This is a genomic window from Bacillus siamensis (assembly GCF_051628075.1).
In the GTDB taxonomy this organism is placed as follows: Bacteria; Bacillota; Bacilli; order Bacillales; family Bacillaceae; genus Bacillus; species Bacillus siamensis.
The window spans coordinates 2647415-2662270 of record NZ_CP155579.1; the positions used below are offsets into that span (position 1 = coordinate 2647415).

Below are 14856 nucleotides of genomic sequence, written 5' to 3' on the forward strand. Positions count from 1 at the left end.
GTTCTCCTTTCTATTACGAGCCGACCGCAGTCTGTCTCTTTAATCCGTCTATATTGCAATCCAGCACCAATTGCCGGTTCACAGCATTCAAATATGCTTTTGCAGAAGCTTCCAAAACATCCTGCGCGATTCCCCGCCCTGATGATTCTTTTCCGTTCACGGTCACTCTGACGTAAACTTGAGCCAGCGCGTCTTCGCCTTTTCGGTTGGATTGAATGCGGTAATCCATCAGTTCAATATCTTTATTAATACAGCGACCGAGCGTGTTATAAACGGCTTCTATGCTGCCTGCCCCTGTTGCCGCCTCTTGCATCAGCTGTTCGTTTTCCTGATTTTTCAAAGAGACTGTTGCAGTGGGCACCTGAGACGTCCCGTAATGCACTTGCAGAGACAAAAATTCATAGCCGATTTTTTTGTCCGTCACTTTTTCTTCTAAAATAAGAGAAATCAAGTCATCATCGGTGATTTCTTTTTTCTTTTCGGTCAGTTCTTTAAACATCGTAAAATATTTATTGATTTCATCACTATCAAACTGGAATCCAAGCGTATTCAGGCGATCTTTGAACGCGTGGCGTCCGGAATGCTTTCCGAGCACGAGCGCATCCGCTGTCACACCGACAAGTTCCGGTGAAATAATTTCATATGTTGATTTTTCTTTCAGGAAACCGTCTTGGTGAATACCCGACTCATGGGCGAAAGCGTTATCTCCGACGATCGCTTTATTGCGGGGAACGGCCATGCCCGTCAGTTTGCTGACAAGATCACTCGTCCGCTTCAATTCATGAAGAGTGAGAGATGAATCAGCTTGATATGCGTCATTTCTGACATGAAGCGCAACGGCGATTTCTTCAAGCGCGGCGTTCCCGGCTCTTTCTCCTATGCCGTTAATGGCGCATTCAATTTGATCAGCGCCGTTCTCAATTGCCGAAAGTGAGTTGGCAACCGCCATTCCGAGATCATCGTGGCAATGAGCTGAGAGCTTTACCCGGCTGATATTCGGAACGTGTTCCTTCATATATTTAAAGATGTTTCCGTATTCCGCCGGCGTCAGGTAGCCTACAGTGTCCGGCAGGTTGATGACGCTCGCGCCGGCATCAATCACTTCTTCTACGATTTCAGCTAAAAACGGAAGTTCGGTGCGGCATGCGTCTTCTGCTGACCATTGAACGATCGGGAAGCGTTCTTTTGCATACTTCACCATTTCAACCGCTTTTTCCTTAACCTCTTCCCGCGTCATTTTCAGCTTATGCTTCAGATGAATGTCTGAGGTGGCGATAAAGATGTGAATCCGCGGGCTGGCCCCGTCTTTCAGCGCTTCCCAGGCTGCGTCGATGTCACCTTTGACAGAACGGGCAAGCCCTGTTACCGAACAATTTTTAATCGTTCTTGCGATTTCCTGCACGGCTAAAAAATCACCTCGGGATGAAGCGGGAAATCCCGCTTCAATAATGTCCACCCCGAGTCTTTCAAGCTGCTTGGCTATCGCCAGTTTCTCCCGCGCATTAAGGTTGACCCCGGGAGATTGTTCACCGTCACGAAGGGTCGTGTCGAAAACGTTAATTTTGCGCAACGGAGACCACCGCTTCCTTCTTTTTACCTTGTTTGACAAACGGCATCATTTCACGAAGCTGTCTGCCGACCTTTTCAATCTGATGCTCGTTTTCACTTGCATTGATCGCATTGAAGCGAGGACGGTTCACTTGGTTTTCCACGATCCATTCTTTTGCGAATGTACCGTTTTGAATATCCGTTAATACTTGTTTCATAGATTCTTTTACCTTCGCATCGACTACGCGCGGTCCTGATACAAAATCTCCCCATTGAGCCGTATCGGAGATAGAGTATCTCATGCCCGCCAAGCCTTCTTCATACATTAAGTCTACGATTAATTTCAGTTCGTGCAGACACTCGAAGTATGCGAGTTCAGGCTGGTATCCGGCTTCTGTCAGCGTTTCAAAACCGGCTTTGACAAGCGCTGTTAAACCTCCGCAGAGAACAGCCTGCTCACCGAACAGATCCGTTTCCGTTTCTTCCTTAAATGTTGTTTCAAGAACCCCCGCGCGCGCCCCGCCGATTCCTTTTGCGTAAGCAAGAGCCGTGTCTTTCGCTTCGCCTGATACATCCTGATAGATGGCAAACAATGCCGGTACGCCTGCGCCTTGTTCATATGTTCTTCTGACAAGGTGTCCCGGTCCTTTAGGAGCGACAAGGAAGACATCTACATCAGCAGGAGGCACGATCTGATGGAAATGGACGTTAAATCCGTGTGCGAATACCAATGATTTGCCCGCCGTCAATTCATCTTTGATTTCAGCTTCATATACTTTTTGCTGCTGTTCATCCGGAAGAAGAACCATAATGATGTCAGCCTGGGCAGCCGCTTCTCTTACAGAAAATACTTGATGACCGTCTTCTTGGGCCTGTGTAAATGATTTGCCTTGTCTGACGCCGACAATGACATCAATTCCGCTTTCTTTTAAGTTCAGCGCATGTGCGTGACCCTGTGAACCGTAACCGATAACCGCTACTTTTTTACCTGCCAATACGTTCTCTTTGATATCACCGTTATAATATACTTTTACCATTTTAATCTCTCCCTTTTTTGTGTTATACAATAGAAATTGTTTTATTGGATGACGCCTTTTGCTGGGTTCCCCTCGCAAAAGCCGTTGTGCCTGTTCTCGCGATTTCTTTAATGCCGTAAGGTTTGAGAAGCTCTATAAGAGCTTCGATTTTATCAGACTCGCCCGTGACCTGAACGACGATGCTGTCCTTTGAGACATCAACGACGGAAGCTCTGAACGGCTCAATGATTCCATTGATTTCCGTTCTGGTCGGCGGTGCAGAAACAACTTTAATCAGTGCAAGCTCACGCTGTACGATTGATTGGTTTGTAATATCCGTCACTTTCAGGACGTCAATTTGTTTGTTAAGCTGCTTTGTCAGCTGCTCAACGTCGTTTTCGCCTTCCACATGGACGACAAATGTAATCCTTGAAACACCGCTTGTTTCCGTGTGGCCTACAGTGATGCTTTCGATATTATAGTGTCTTTTTGTAAACAGGCCGGTGATCCGGTTTAATACCCCCGAGCGGTTGACCACCGTTAATGTGATAATGCGTTTCAAGGTTTCACCCCCACCATTTCATGAAGTCCTTTACCCGGCGCAATCATCGGGAATACTTTTTCGCTTTTGGCGACCCGGACGTCAATAACGGCCGGCTCTTTTGATGAAAGCGCCTTTTGCAGTTCTTTTTCCGCCTCTTCTTCTGATGTAATCCGGATGCCTTTAATGCCGTAGGCTTCTGACAATTTGACAAAGTCAGGCTGCGCTGAGAATTTGGATTCAGAGTAGCGTTCTTCATAGAAGATTTCCTGCCACTGTCTGACCATGCCCAGGCATTCATTGTTCAAAATAATCACTTTGACCGGAAGATTCAGCTGCCGGATGACATCTAACTCCTGCAGGGTCATCTGAAAACCGCCGTCTCCGAGGATGGCAACGACCGTGGCGTTACGATCAGCCAGCTGCGCTCCGATAGCCGCCGGAAGGCCGAAGCCCATTGTGCCGAGCCCTCCCGAGGTCACCCACTTATCAGCCTTTCGGAAAGGATAGAACTGAGCCGCCCACATCTGGTGCTGGCCGACATCCGTCGCCACAATCGCCTCTCCGTTTGTGAATTGGTGAATATACTCAATCAGCTTTTGGGGTTTTAAGCCCTCTTCACTGTCGTCTGTATACCAGAGCGGATATTCTTCTTTCCATTCGGAAAGCTGCTGTTTCCATTCATCTGACTGTCCCTGTTTTCCGTTTTGCTTCAATAGTTCCTGAAGGACGATTTTACTGTCGCCGACCACCGGGATCTGCGTTTCGATAATTTTTCCGATTTCAGCCGGATCAATATCGATGTGCGCCACTTTGGCCGATTTTGCAAAATGCTTCAGATTTCCTGTCACACGATCATCGAACCGAGCTCCGATGCTGATCAGCAAGTCACAGTGATAAAGCGCCATATTCGCTGTGTATGTGCCGTGCATTCCCGCCATCCCCAGAAAGAGAGGATGGTCTGCCGGGAAACCGCCCAGACCGAGAAGCGTGTGGGCTACCGGTATTTGCTGCTGTTCGGCATAATTTTTTAAATCTTCTGAAGCTTTACCGTGCAAAACACCCGCTCCGGCTAAAATAACCGGCTTTTTCGCACTGCTGACAGCTTCTACGAGCTTTCGGATCTGCAGATAGTTAGGCTCTTTTACCGGCTGATAACCTGGAAGATTGATCTCATGATCATATCTGAATTCCCCTTCAAATGCTGCGACATCCTTCGGAATATCAATTAATACCGGACCCGGTCTTCCCGTCGTGGCGATATGGAAAGCCTCTTTGATCACACGGGGAAGATCTTCCGGACGGCGGACCTGATAGCTGTGTTTCGTAATCGGCATCGTAATTCCTAAAATGTCGGCTTCCTGGAAAGCGTCGCTGCCGATGACTGAAGTGGCCACCTGGCCGGTAAACACTACGAGCGGCAGTGAATCAATCATCGCGTCCGCAAGACCGGTCACTAAGTTTGTCGCTCCGGGTCCTGAAGTAGCGATGACAACCCCCGGCTTCCCTGAGACTCTCGCATACCCTTCGGCCGCATGAATCGCGCCTTGCTCGTGCCGGGGCAGGATGTGAACCAATCCTGATTGATACAGCTTATCGTAAATCGGAAGAACGGCTCCCCCCGGATATCCGAAGATCATTTCGACTTTTTCTTTCTTTAATGATTCAATCAGCATCAGAGCCCCGTTCATTGTCTTTGTACAATCGGCAGACGTAGTATCCGCCTGTACATTTGTGCCCATTTTCAGTTCCTCCTTTTCAATGTTCCCTTCTAAAATCAAATTCATAAAACGCAGCGCCGGCTGACGCAAATAAAAAAGCCTTCCCACCCACATTCAGCCAAGCATTTCATGCGATAGCCAAAAGGGGCGAAAAGGCTTTGCTCTCCGCGGTACCACCCTTGTTTACGGTCATATGAAGACCGTCTCATGGATAATTACTATCCGTTTTGATAACGAGTAAACGTTGCGTTCACTCGGCCGAGTCCTACTCTTCACATTTCAGACCGGCACTCTGAGGCGAGTTCACTTTGCTTTGTTTTTGCCGGCTCTCAGCGTTACCGGCTCTCTGTAAAAAACTTCTGCAAAGCTACTTATCCTCTTCTGCGCTTTTTATTATAGCGGCTCTTTTATTTAAAAAAAGAACCCTCATTTGTTTGTTTTTCAGTGTTTTATGATTTTTCTTTTTAGTGTGAATCATTTATTTATTTTTGTTTGAACTCATATTACGCCCGTTTGCAGACAGTGTCAACAGCATTTTTATAATTATTAGACAATTTAGATTAATCAATCTATTTTGTATACGCTTTCATTACTGGTACAAAGGGATCTGTAAATGTTAAAAGTTTTTATCATTTTTTTGTTAATCTCTCAAGATTACATGAAATTTTTCCGTTCTTATACGATTATGTCACATTTTATTACACAATTTTTCATGTTCTTTCCGGTCTGCTTGTCAGATATTCCGTTCAGATTGAACAGGCTCTTTATACAGACATACGCATACACTGTTCTTATCTCGTGAAGAAATGAGTGATGTCATGAATAAGATGTTATCAGGCATGCAAGGCCTGCCTCCCGGATTTCCGCCTTTACCTGTTCTGCCGCCGCAGTCTTATTATCCTCCGGCACCGATGCATACAGCTCCGTTTCAGGGCGGCCCTTCTTTTCAGCAGGGATTTCCGTCAACCGGATACGGACAGCAGACCCCGCAAAGCTCGCTGTCATTCGCCGGGCAGCAATTCGTCCCATACCCTTATACAAGCGGGTACTACGGTCAAACCTTCAGTGATGTCGGCGGAAGCCTCGGCGCAGGGTCCCATCCCGGCGCGCTCGGGGGCGGTTTCAGCGGCCATGCCGGGGGCTTCAGCGCTCCGAGCGGATTCAGATGATATAAAAACCGGTCTCCCACGGCCGGTTTTTTCTTACTTACAGTGTATAACGGTCATTCCATTGATTTATTTCCTGCTCCGTATCGTAATCAGCCTTTGAAACCTCAACAATGATTAAACCGCATTGAACCATTAAAAATTGTTTCAGTTCCTCAAACAGCTCGTCTTTTCCGCAAAAGATCGTTTCTATCTTGTCATTTTTATATGCAAATGCGTACTTCAAAAGCTAATTCCTCCCGCTGTCTTTCTATCAAATATTAACAAAATAAATAATAGAAATTAGATATTTTATCACTCAAAGGCGCCTTAAGTATCTTTATACATATATTTCTTACGGTAAATATTTCATTAAGTTTCATTTATATTAAAATTCCTTTACAATTTTCATTAAATACAGGACTTTTATTTCATAAAATAAAAAACAAATACAAAAAAAACCTCAAACCCATTGTCAGGGCTTGAGGTTTTTTATTATACGTCCCAGGAGAGATTCGAACTCCCGACCGACGGCTTAGAAGGCCGTTGCTCTATCCGGCTGAGCTACTGGGACATGAAAATCAAATCGTTCTGCTGATCATTTTACCATGATGTCAGCGAATTGACAATATGGTCATCAGATAAAAAAGGCCAGCGTCATCAGTTTTCACTCTGATGTCACCAGCTCTTTTTCTGTACGTCCCAGGAGAGATTCGAACTCCCGACCGACGGCTTAGAAGGCCGTTGCTCTATCCAGCTGAGCTACTGGGACAGGTTTTGCTTTATGTATCAGCGACAAGATTTATTATATACAGGTTCATGTCATAAGTCAATATTTTTTTAGAAACTTTTGATGGGGAAGAAAGAAATCTTCCCCATCGAATGTTAAAAGCTGATTGTATTCCCCAAGTCCTTCAATTCCTGACCCGTTTCGTCGTAAAACGTCACAGTGCCTTCACTTTCTGTAAGAGTAAGAATGGCATAGCTTTTCACATTGCGGACTCTCGGAAGGCGGATGCTGCCAGGGTTAATCAAAAGCTTGCCCCGAAGCACTTCACTCCCGGCAATATGCGAGTGGCCGAAGCAGACGATATCCGCTCCAAGCTCTTCCGCCCGGTAAAAAACAGTTAAAAGTGACTGTTTAATGCCGTGAAGATGTCCGTGTGCGGCCAGGATTTTCTTTGAACCGGCGTCCAGCAGGAGCTCCTCCTGAAACCCGCCGCCAAAGTCGCAATTGCCTTTCACCGTGTGATACGGCACAAGCGCCGGGTGTGCGGCATCAAGCTCTGAATCACCGCAATGAATCATCAGATCCGCTTCGGCTTCGTGCCGCTTCGAGATCGTCTCCAATTCGTCTTCGAGGCCGTGACTGTCACTTATTATCAGCACTTTCATTGCATTACGCTCCCCCTTACGCGTCAAGCAGCTTTGACAGTTTCTTGAGCGCTTCCGCCCTGTGGCTGATTTTGTTTTTCTCAGCGCTTGTCAGCTGAGCCATTGTTTTATCTTTATCCTTTACAATAAAAATGGGATCATAGCCGAACCCGTTATCTCCTTCGGGTTCTTCTGCTATATATCCTTCAACATGACCTTCAACCGTTTTTGTTTCCTGCCCCGGCATGCTGACGGCAAGGGCGCAGCGGAAACGGGCCGTACGCTGCTCTTTTTCGATGCCTTTTAATTCTGACAGCACCTTGTCCATATTCGCCTTATCATCTTTTGCTTCGCCGGCATAACGGGCTGAATAAACGCCCGGTCTGCCTCCAAGGTTGTCCACTGATAAACCGGAGTCGTCTGCAATGACCATTTTGTTGACGGCTTTTGCCACGGCTTCCGCTTTTAAGATGGCGTTTTCTTCAAAGGTGTGTCCGGTTTCCTCAATTTCTTCCGTAAATCCGATTTCCGCCAAAGAAGAGACGCTGTAGCCTTTCGGTTCGAGTATTTCCTTAAATTCTTTTACTTTTCCCGGATTGTGTGTCGCAATAATAGCTTCTTTCACGCTGATCAGGCCTCTCTTTCTTTATTTCAGTTCAGGCAATGTTTCTCCCAGCACTTCTTTTTGCTTTTGAATAAGCGTCTGGATTCCTTTTTCGGCAAGGCTTAACAGTCCGTTTAAATCTTCACGGGAGAATGTGGCTTCTTCGCCCGTCCCTTGAAGCTCTACAAAACGTCCGCTTCCCGTCATGATGATATTCATGTCGACTTCAGCCGTTGAATCCTCTTCATAATTCAGATCCAAAAGCAGACCTTCTTCTTTATCCATCCCGACAGAAATGGCCGCAAGATAATCTGTCACGGGAGAAGTTTTGATAACGCCGCTTTTTACGAGTTTTCCGGCCGCAATGGCCATTGCCAAGAAGGCGCCGGTAATGGAAGCCGTTCTTGTTCCGCCGTCAGCCTGAATGACGTCACAGTCGATCCAGATCGTCCGTTCGCCGAGCTTTTCCAAATCAACGACGGCCCGAAGCGCACGCCCGATCAGACGCTGGATTTCCATCGTTCTGCCGGAGACCTTTCCTTTTGAAGATTCTCTTATCGTTCTTTGATTCGTGGCGCGGGGAAGCATGCTGTATTCCGCTGTGATCCAGCCTTTTCCTCCGCCGCGCAAAAATGGCGGCACCCGGTCTTCCACAGATGCATTACAGATAACCTTTGTATTTCCCGCTGTAATTAAAACAGAGCCCTCCGGGTGAGTGATAAAATCCAAATCAAATGTGATAGGGCGCAGCTCATCGTGCTGTCTTCCGTCGTGTCTCATATTTTACCTCCGATTATATGTACATAAACCTTTTGTTCCGGATTGTGAATAAAGAAAGAGGCAGCCCGGAACGCTAACCTCTTTTTTACTAGTATATCAAAAATCACAAATTAAAAACTACCCGTATTCACTTGTGACGGTCTCGAAACGGGTTTTGAAAGGGATTCACCCTTTTCATTCACCAGTTCTGATTTTCCGTTTACTTTTATAGAAACACTTTTTATCGACGGCTGTTCTGTTAATGTGAGAACGATGCTGTCCAGTACGCCCGATGAGACCATTTTTGTTTTTTCATCGGCGCTTCCGTAAATAGAGCTGTTAAAGTCAAGTGTAACCCGGCCGTCTTTTACTTCCGGCTTGCTGAGCAGCTTAACATCGTTATTAAAGTCCGTCAAAAGCCCGCTTGCTTTGCCCGGCCCGTCGGCGAGCTGTTCAACGGCAGCGGTGATGTCATTTGTTTCCGAATTGTCAATCCGCTTTGTGACAGGCACGTAATATTCGCTCGTCTCTGTTTCCGCCAGATAGTATACAGTCAGCGGATGGGTGTCTGTCAGATCATTCACTCCGGCGGTTTCAATATTAATTCCGTCTTTTCTGCTTAAGTCGCCCGTAATCGGCGTGCCGCCTACAGGCATTTCTTTCAGTTCATGCCCGTTCATTCTGATTTTGACTTTATCTATGGAGCTGAATTGGGTAAGCGTCCATGTAATCGATTGCAGGATTTTTTGTTCGTCTTCTTTTTTATAGTTTTTAAATTCCTTCGAAAAATCAGCGACGGCGGTACCATCTTTTTTAATGTCAACATTTACCGTCGTATCAACAGGAAGCACCGCTCTGAATCCGTTCGGCAGGATTTCTGAGACAGGCCCCCCCTGAACCAAATACTCAAGGGCCTGCTTTGCGGTTCCCTCACTGTTCGGAAGAGGCAGTGTCTGTGCTGCGACATAGCCGTTTTTATCAATCAGATACAGCTCTCTCATGACTGTATTGGCCGGCTGGTCGGCTTTAGACGTGCCGTTTTTTTCTGATTGCTTTGATTTTGCCTGTATCCCCGCTTCACCCTTTACATATGAAATGTCTTGAGGCGGGTCAATTTCCCCGGCTGTTTTATCGGATTGAAACAAACCGCATCCTGATAATACAAAAGCCGAAGTAAGACATGTTGCAGCAATGACTGCAGGTCCTTTTTTCAGCATACTTTTCCCTCCTAAGGCTGTTTGTACTATGATGTATACGAGCCCTGTCCGGGAAATAGACCGGGATGCGCAAAAAAACCCGCCGTAAACAGCGGGTTTTTTGATTTATTTTCTGATCGGCTCTTGAAGGGAGATGCTCTCGACATGGCCGATTTCATGGCCGAACCAGTCTTCGGCAATTTTTGCGAAGCCGTTCCGTTCTCCCGTTGTAAGAAACTGATACTCCGGTGCATGATTCGATTGGTTTAACAAACCTTTATAAGACAAGATGGTACTCACTTCTCTCGCTGTCTCGTCACCGGAGGAAATGATTTTCACATGATCTCCCATATAGTCCTGAATCGGTTCTTTCAAAATCGGATAATGCGTGCATCCTAGAATCAGGGTATCAATTGCTGTACCTTTTAAAGGCTCAAGTGATGCTTCGACAGCTTCCTCCGCCGATTCCTGCAGAAACCGTCCGCTTTCCACAAACGGCACCAGCAGCGGACAAGCCGTGTTCTCGACTTGAAGGTCTGCATTTAATCCGAGCAGCGCCTGCTCATACGCTCTGCTTTTAATGGTATTTATCGTGCCGATGACGCCGATATGCTGGTTTTTCGTCACCTTTATCGCCGTTCTCGCACCCGGCTGAATGACGCCGACAACCGGAATATCCGTTTTACGCTGAATATCCTCCAAGGCAATGGCCGTGGCCGTATTACAAGCGATCACGAGCATTTTGATATGGTGGTTTTCCAGCAGGTAATCGGTCATTTCCCATGTGTATTGAAGAACTTCTTCTTCAGGACGCGGGCCGTACGGGCAGCGTTTTGTATCTCCCACGTAGATGATATTTTCCTTCGGTAGCTGTCTCATGATTTCCTTAGCAACGGTTAACCCGCCAACCCCGGAATCAATGACTCCTATCGGCTGTTCCAACAAAATCGCCTCATTTTCTTTTCATTTCATGCTGCAGTTTCAATAATGATTTTTCGAAGACGGCTGTTTCTTCTTCGGAAAATGTCTCAAACATATCCCGCAAATATGCCTGCCTTTTTAAAATCACTTCCTGAATAATGCGCTCTCCTTCAGCGAGAAGATGAATTCTGACGACCCGTCTGTCAGCAGGGTCTTTCACCCGTTCGACAAGCTTATTTTTTTCCATGCGGTCTATCAGATCCGTCGTCGTGCTGCAAGCCAAATACATTTTGCCTGATAATTCGCCTATTGTCATATCCCCCAATTCATAAAGCCATTGAAGGCCTACGAATTGCGGCGGTGTAATTGCATATTGGTTAAGGATTTCTCGTCCTTTTTGTTTAATGATCGCAGCGATATGGCGGAGTGATTTTTCGATATCCGCAACATGCTCTACAGATTTTGATGTCATTTGTCCATCCCTCACTCAAGGATCTTTCTGGGCTATTCACGCTCCGTGTCTATTTTCCTTCTTTTTTTAAGAAAATGCAAGACTGACGGAGAAAAAGGAAAAGCCGGGATTTTCAGCGCATGCCTATCACCCCGGGCGCCAACACAAATAACCGGCTCCTTCTCGTAAAGAAGGAAAACCGGCAAGAATCAGAGCTCTAGCTCACCCATTCTAAGAAGCTCGACAACAGCTTGCGAACGCCCTTTCACACCTAACTTCTGCATGGCATTTGAAATGTGATTCCGTACAGTTTTTTCACTGATAAATAGCTCGCTTGCAATTTCTTTTGTTGTCTTGTCTTGAACGAGCAATTCGAATACTTCTCTTTCTCTTTTGGTCAGCAGCGGCTTTGATTGAAAATCTTTCTCCTTCAAGTATTGTAACCCTCCTTGCTAAGGTGAGAGCGAATCTGAAACGAATGGGTTTATATAGTCAAGATATCATATGTAAAAGCCGCTTCGGAGGTGACGTCACTTAAAGAAATAGTTATCCGTTCAGGCGAGCAGAATGCCTTTCTCCCGCTCCGTCCAGCTGACCGCTTTGCCGCTTGTCTTTGATACTTGTACCATAACGACGGAACCGGTAAAGCACGGCAGGCCTGACTCGTTTTCTCCAAGGTAATGAAGGGTGACGGACGCATTTCCGACAGAGCTTGCTTTGACATAAATCCGCAGATTTTCATACGGCATCACCTGACGCATATAGTCACACTGCTGGCTTGCGACGACTGTCATCGTCTCCGCATTTTGCGCTTCCATGCCGCGCTGCTTAAAGTAGGCGATCCGGGCTTCTTCAAAATAGATGAAAGGGGTTACATTATTCATATGGCCGAACATATCCGTTTCTGAAAAGCGAACCGATACTTCAGTAAAGAAAGAAAACGACTGTCTCCATTCTTCAAACGGGATGTCAATGTATTGCGGTTGTTTCATCACCTTCAGCTCCTTATAAAAAAACCTCTCCCGTGCGGAAGAGGCTCTTTTTCTATATCTTATACTCTGTCGCTTCCGAAGAAATTGCGGAATGCTTGTAAGTTGGTATCTCTGTTCAAAGCAGCGATTGAAGTCGTGAGCGGAATGCCTTTCGGGCAGGATTGAACACAGTTTTGTGAATTCCCGCAATCTCCGAGACCGCCGTCTGTCATTAAAGCTTCTAAACGTTCTGACTTGTTCATCGCGCCCGTCGGATGGGCGTTAAATAGACGCACTTGCGACATCGGGGCAGGCCCCATGAACTTCGATTTGCTGTTGACATTAGGGCAGGCTTCAAGGCAGACGCCGCAGGTCATGCATTTAGACAACTCATATGCCCACTGGCGGCGTTTTTCCGGCATTCTCGGTCCCGGTCCCAAGTCGTAAGTCCCGTCTATCGGCACCCATGCTTTCACTTTTTTCAGTGAATCAAACATTCTGCTGCGGTCAACCTGAAGGTCACGGACAACCGGGAATGTTTTCATCGGCTTCAGACGGATCGGCTGTTCCAGCTTATCAATCAGCGCCGTGCATGACTGGCGCGGTCTGCCGTTGATGACCATGGAGCAGGCGCCGCATACTTCCTCGAGACAGTTCATGTCCCATGCGACCGGAGTAGTTTTCTCCCCTTTTGCATTCACGGGATTTCTGCGGATTTCCATCAAGGCGGAAATTACGTTCAGATTCGGGCGGTAATTGATTTCAAATTCTTCATCGTATGGCGCGCTTTCAGGCGTATCCTGACGTGTAATGATAAACCGTATCTTTTTCTCACTCATGATTATTTCGCCACCTTCTTCTTCGAGTAGTCGCGTTTACGGGGCGCAATCAGTGATACATCGACATCCTGATATTCAAATTCCGGAGCTTCAAACGGACCGGCATGTTTAGCCATTGTCGTTTTGAGCCACTCATCGTCATTTCTTTCAGGGAAATCCGGTTTATAGTGCGCTCCCCGGCTTTCATTTCGGTTATATGCGCCGAGCGTGATGACTCTGGCAAGCTGAAGCATATTGGAGAACTGGCGGGTGAACATCGCCCCTTGGTTGCTCCATTTTGTCGTATCATTAATATTGATTTTCTTAAAGCGTTCCATCAGCTCTTGGATTTTATCATCCGTTTTCAAAAGCTTGTCATTGTGGCGGACCACCGTTACGTTGGCCGTCATCCATTCTCCGAGTTCACGGTGAAGCACGTAGGCATTTTCATCGCCGTCCATCTTCATGATGTCTGCCCATTTTTCTTCTTCTTTTTTCACGTAGGAATCAAATAATGAAGAAGACAGATCTTCAGCTGATGTTTCAAGTCCGGAAACATATTTCACCGCATTCGGACCGGCAACCATTCCTCCGTAAATGGCGGAAAGCAGAGAGTTTGCCCCTAAACGGTTTCCTCCGTGCATTGAATAATCACATTCACCCGCCGCGAACAGTCCGCGGATGCTTGTCATCTGATCATAATCGACCCACAGGCCGCCCATTGAATAGTGAACGGCAGGGAAAATTTTCATCGGAAGCTTGCGCGGGTCATCTCCCATGAATTTTTCATAGATTTCGATAATGCCGCCGAGCTTAACGTCAAGCTCTTTCGGATCTTTGTGCGAAAGATCGAGATACACCATGTTTTCTCCATTGATGCCGAGCTTCTGGTTCACGCACACGTCAAAGATTTCGCGTGTCGCAATATCCCGCGGCACAAGGTTTCCGTAAGCCGGATATTTTTCCTCAAGGAAGTACCAAGGTTTTCCGTCTTTATACGTCCAGACTCTTCCGCCCTCGCCGCGCGCCGATTCACTCATCAGACGGAGTTTATCGTCTCCGGGAATGGCAGTCGGGTGAATTTGAATAAATTCTCCGTTAGCGTAGTAAGCGCCCTGCTGATAAACGATTGATGCGGCAGATCCCGTGTTGATCATGCTGTTTGTTGATTTGCCGAATACAATTCCGGGTCCTCCCGTCGCCATAATAACAGCGTCAGAACGGAATGACTCGATTTGCATATTGGTCAGATTTTGGGCTACGATACCGCGGCACGTGTGCTCATCGTCAAGAACGGCGCCGAGGAATTCCCAGCCTTCGTATTTTGTGACGAGACCCGCCACTTCATATCTGCGCACCTGCTCGTCCAGTGCGTAAAGAAGCTGCTGACCCGTCGTCGCTCCCGCGTATGCTGTTCTGTGATGCTGTGTACCCCCGAAACGGCGGAAGTCCAAGAGCCCTTCCGGCGTTCTGTTAAACATAACCCCCATGCGGTCCAATAAGTGGATAATGGACGGCGCCGCTTCACACATCGCTTTTACAGGCGGCTGGTTTGCTAAAAAGTCGCCTCCGTAAACCGTGTCATCAAAATGCTCAAACGGAGAGTCTCCTTCCCCTTTTGTGTTGACAGCTCCGTTTATCCCGCCCTGCGCGCAGACCGAGTGAGAGCGTTTGACCGGAACGATGGAAAACAATTTAACGGCCGTACCTGATTCCGCTGCTTTAATTGTCGCCATGAGGCCGGCAAGACCCCCGCCGACTACGATAATGCTTGATTGACTCATGATAGCC

General features: G+C 47.0%; 16 protein-coding genes, 2 tRNA genes and 1 other annotated feature. Of the genes, 1 reads left to right on the top strand and 17 read right to left on the bottom strand.

All coding sequences use genetic code 11. The annotated features are described in order from the left end of the window. Positions 1 to 13: 13 nt before the first annotated feature. The 4 genes from ABDB98_RS12915 to ilvB are packed head-to-tail and all read right to left on the bottom strand — an operon-like array spanning position 14 to position 4847. Positions 14 to 1570: a 2-isopropylmalate synthase gene (locus ABDB98_RS12915; RefSeq protein WP_438420337.1), complete on the bottom strand. Its 1557-nt coding sequence runs from the start codon at positions 1568 to 1570 to the stop codon at positions 14 to 16. Continuing rightward, positions 1557 to 2585 (bottom strand): ketol-acid reductoisomerase, encoded by a 1029-nt coding sequence (gene ilvC / locus ABDB98_RS12920; protein WP_366969116.1) that lies wholly within the window; start codon positions 2583 to 2585, stop codon positions 1557 to 1559. The genes ABDB98_RS12915 and ilvC overlap by 14 nt, the downstream gene beginning before the upstream one ends. A gap of 22 nt (positions 2586 to 2607) precedes the next feature. Further along, entirely contained in the window at positions 2608 to 3126 is a 519-nt protein-coding gene (ilvN, locus tag ABDB98_RS12925; RefSeq protein WP_016938753.1) for an acetolactate synthase small subunit, read from the bottom strand. Next, positions 3123 to 4847 (bottom strand): acetolactate synthase large subunit, encoded by a 1725-nt coding sequence (gene ilvB / locus ABDB98_RS12930; RefSeq protein WP_438420338.1) that lies wholly within the window; start codon positions 4845 to 4847, stop codon positions 3123 to 3125. The genes ilvN and ilvB overlap by 4 nt, the downstream gene beginning before the upstream one ends. 119 nt (positions 4848 to 4966) lie before the next feature. Further along, positions 4967 to 5219 (bottom strand) — a binding site (T-box leader). A gap of 425 nt (positions 5220 to 5644) precedes the next feature. Between ilvB and ABDB98_RS12935 the strand changes: the two genes are divergently transcribed. Then, the gene (locus ABDB98_RS12935; protein ID WP_438420339.1) at positions 5645 to 5995 is read left to right on the top strand and encodes a DNA helicase; all 351 of its coding nucleotides are present in this window, start codon (positions 5645 to 5647) and stop codon (positions 5993 to 5995) included. Between the two features lie 37 nt (positions 5996 to 6032). Here ABDB98_RS12935 and ABDB98_RS12940 read toward each other — a convergent pair whose 3' ends face one another. The 13 genes from ABDB98_RS12940 to sdhA form a co-directional block, all read right to left on the bottom strand. Further along, the gene (locus tag ABDB98_RS12940) at positions 6033 to 6218 is read right to left on the bottom strand and encodes a hypothetical protein (protein ID WP_438420340.1); all 186 of its coding nucleotides are present in this window, start codon (positions 6216 to 6218) and stop codon (positions 6033 to 6035) included. 253 nt (positions 6219 to 6471) lie between these two features. Next, positions 6472 to 6545, bottom strand: a tRNA-Arg gene (locus ABDB98_RS12945). A gap of 124 nt (positions 6546 to 6669) precedes the next feature. Further along, positions 6670 to 6743, bottom strand: a tRNA-Arg gene (locus tag ABDB98_RS12950). A 113-nt stretch (positions 6744 to 6856) separates the two neighbouring features. Then, positions 6857 to 7366 carry a YfcE family phosphodiesterase gene (locus ABDB98_RS12955; protein WP_438420341.1) on the bottom strand — a complete coding sequence of 170 codons (510 nt, stop codon included), beginning with the start codon at positions 7364 to 7366 and terminating at the stop codon, positions 6857 to 6859. Between the two features lie 16 nt (positions 7367 to 7382). After that, positions 7383 to 7979 (bottom strand): XTP/dITP diphosphatase, encoded by a 597-nt coding sequence (locus tag ABDB98_RS12960; RefSeq protein WP_088030569.1) that lies wholly within the window; start codon positions 7977 to 7979, stop codon positions 7383 to 7385. Between the two features lie 12 nt (positions 7980 to 7991). Continuing rightward, positions 7992 to 8729: a ribonuclease PH gene (gene rph / locus ABDB98_RS12965; RefSeq protein ID WP_016938746.1), complete on the bottom strand. Its 738-nt coding sequence runs from the start codon at positions 8727 to 8729 to the stop codon at positions 7992 to 7994. A gap of 110 nt (positions 8730 to 8839) precedes the next feature. Beyond that, positions 8840 to 9925, bottom strand: coding sequence for a GerMN domain-containing protein (locus ABDB98_RS12970; RefSeq protein WP_045925258.1), 1086 nt, complete (start codon positions 9923 to 9925; stop codon positions 8840 to 8842). A 105-nt stretch (positions 9926 to 10030) separates the two neighbouring features. Then, entirely contained in the window at positions 10031 to 10849 is an 819-nt protein-coding gene (racE, locus tag ABDB98_RS12975) for a glutamate racemase (RefSeq protein WP_101605407.1), read from the bottom strand. A 7-nt stretch (positions 10850 to 10856) separates the two neighbouring features. Beyond that, positions 10857 to 11297, bottom strand: coding sequence for a MarR family winged helix-turn-helix transcriptional regulator (locus ABDB98_RS12980; RefSeq protein ID WP_016938743.1), 441 nt, complete (start codon positions 11295 to 11297; stop codon positions 10857 to 10859). 188 nt (positions 11298 to 11485) lie between these two features. Beyond that, positions 11486 to 11710 carry a spore germination transcription factor GerE gene (gene gerE, locus ABDB98_RS12985; protein WP_003152579.1) on the bottom strand — a complete coding sequence of 75 codons (225 nt, stop codon included), beginning with the start codon at positions 11708 to 11710 and terminating at the stop codon, positions 11486 to 11488. Positions 11711 to 11830: 120 nt separating this feature from the next. Beyond that, complete coding sequence (locus tag ABDB98_RS12990; protein ID WP_016938665.1) at positions 11831 to 12268, bottom strand: acyl-CoA thioesterase; 438 nt, start codon at positions 12266 to 12268, stop codon at positions 11831 to 11833. 59 nt (positions 12269 to 12327) lie between these two features. Further along, a complete protein-coding gene (gene sdhB / locus ABDB98_RS12995; protein WP_045925255.1) occupies positions 12328 to 13086 on the bottom strand; it encodes a succinate dehydrogenase iron-sulfur subunit in 759 nt (252 codons plus the stop codon). A gap of 2 nt (positions 13087 to 13088) precedes the next feature. Then, positions 13089 to 14849, bottom strand: coding sequence for a succinate dehydrogenase flavoprotein subunit (gene sdhA / locus ABDB98_RS13000; RefSeq protein WP_438420342.1), 1761 nt, complete (start codon positions 14847 to 14849; stop codon positions 13089 to 13091). Positions 14850 to 14856: the final 7 nt, after the last annotated feature.

What these genes read in the sequence shown, in the direction of transcription:
- sdhB (WP_045925255.1), bottom strand. Translation starts at nt 13,086, where the DNA reads ATGAGTGAGAAAAAGATACGGTTTATCATTACACGTCAGGATACGCCT.
- ABDB98_RS12990 (WP_016938665.1), bottom strand. Translation starts at nt 12,268, where the DNA reads ATGAAACAACCGCAATACATTGACATCCCGTTTGAAGAATGGAGACAG.
- rph (WP_016938746.1), bottom strand. Translation starts at nt 8,729, where the DNA reads ATGAGACACGACGGAAGACAGCACGATGAGCTGCGCCCTATCACATTT.
- ABDB98_RS12935 (WP_438420339.1), top strand. Translation starts at nt 5,645, where the DNA reads ATGAATAAGATGTTATCAGGCATGCAAGGCCTGCCTCCCGGATTTCCG.
- ilvB (WP_438420338.1), bottom strand. Translation starts at nt 4,847, where the DNA reads ATGGGCACAAATGTACAGGCGGATACTACGTCTGCCGATTGTACAAAG.
- ABDB98_RS12970 (WP_045925258.1), bottom strand. Translation starts at nt 9,925, where the DNA reads ATGCTGAAAAAAGGACCTGCAGTCATTGCTGCAACATGTCTTACTTCG.
- ABDB98_RS12980 (WP_016938743.1), bottom strand. Translation starts at nt 11,297, where the DNA reads ATGACATCAAAATCTGTAGAGCATGTTGCGGATATCGAAAAATCACTC.
- ilvC (WP_366969116.1), bottom strand. Translation starts at nt 2,585, where the DNA reads ATGGTAAAAGTATATTATAACGGTGATATCAAAGAGAACGTATTGGCA.
- ABDB98_RS12955 (WP_438420341.1), bottom strand. Translation starts at nt 7,366, where the DNA reads ATGAAAGTGCTGATAATAAGTGACAGTCACGGCCTCGAAGACGAATTG.
- sdhA (WP_438420342.1), bottom strand. Translation starts at nt 14,849, where the DNA reads ATGAGTCAATCAAGCATTATCGTAGTCGGCGGGGGTCTTGCCGGCCTC.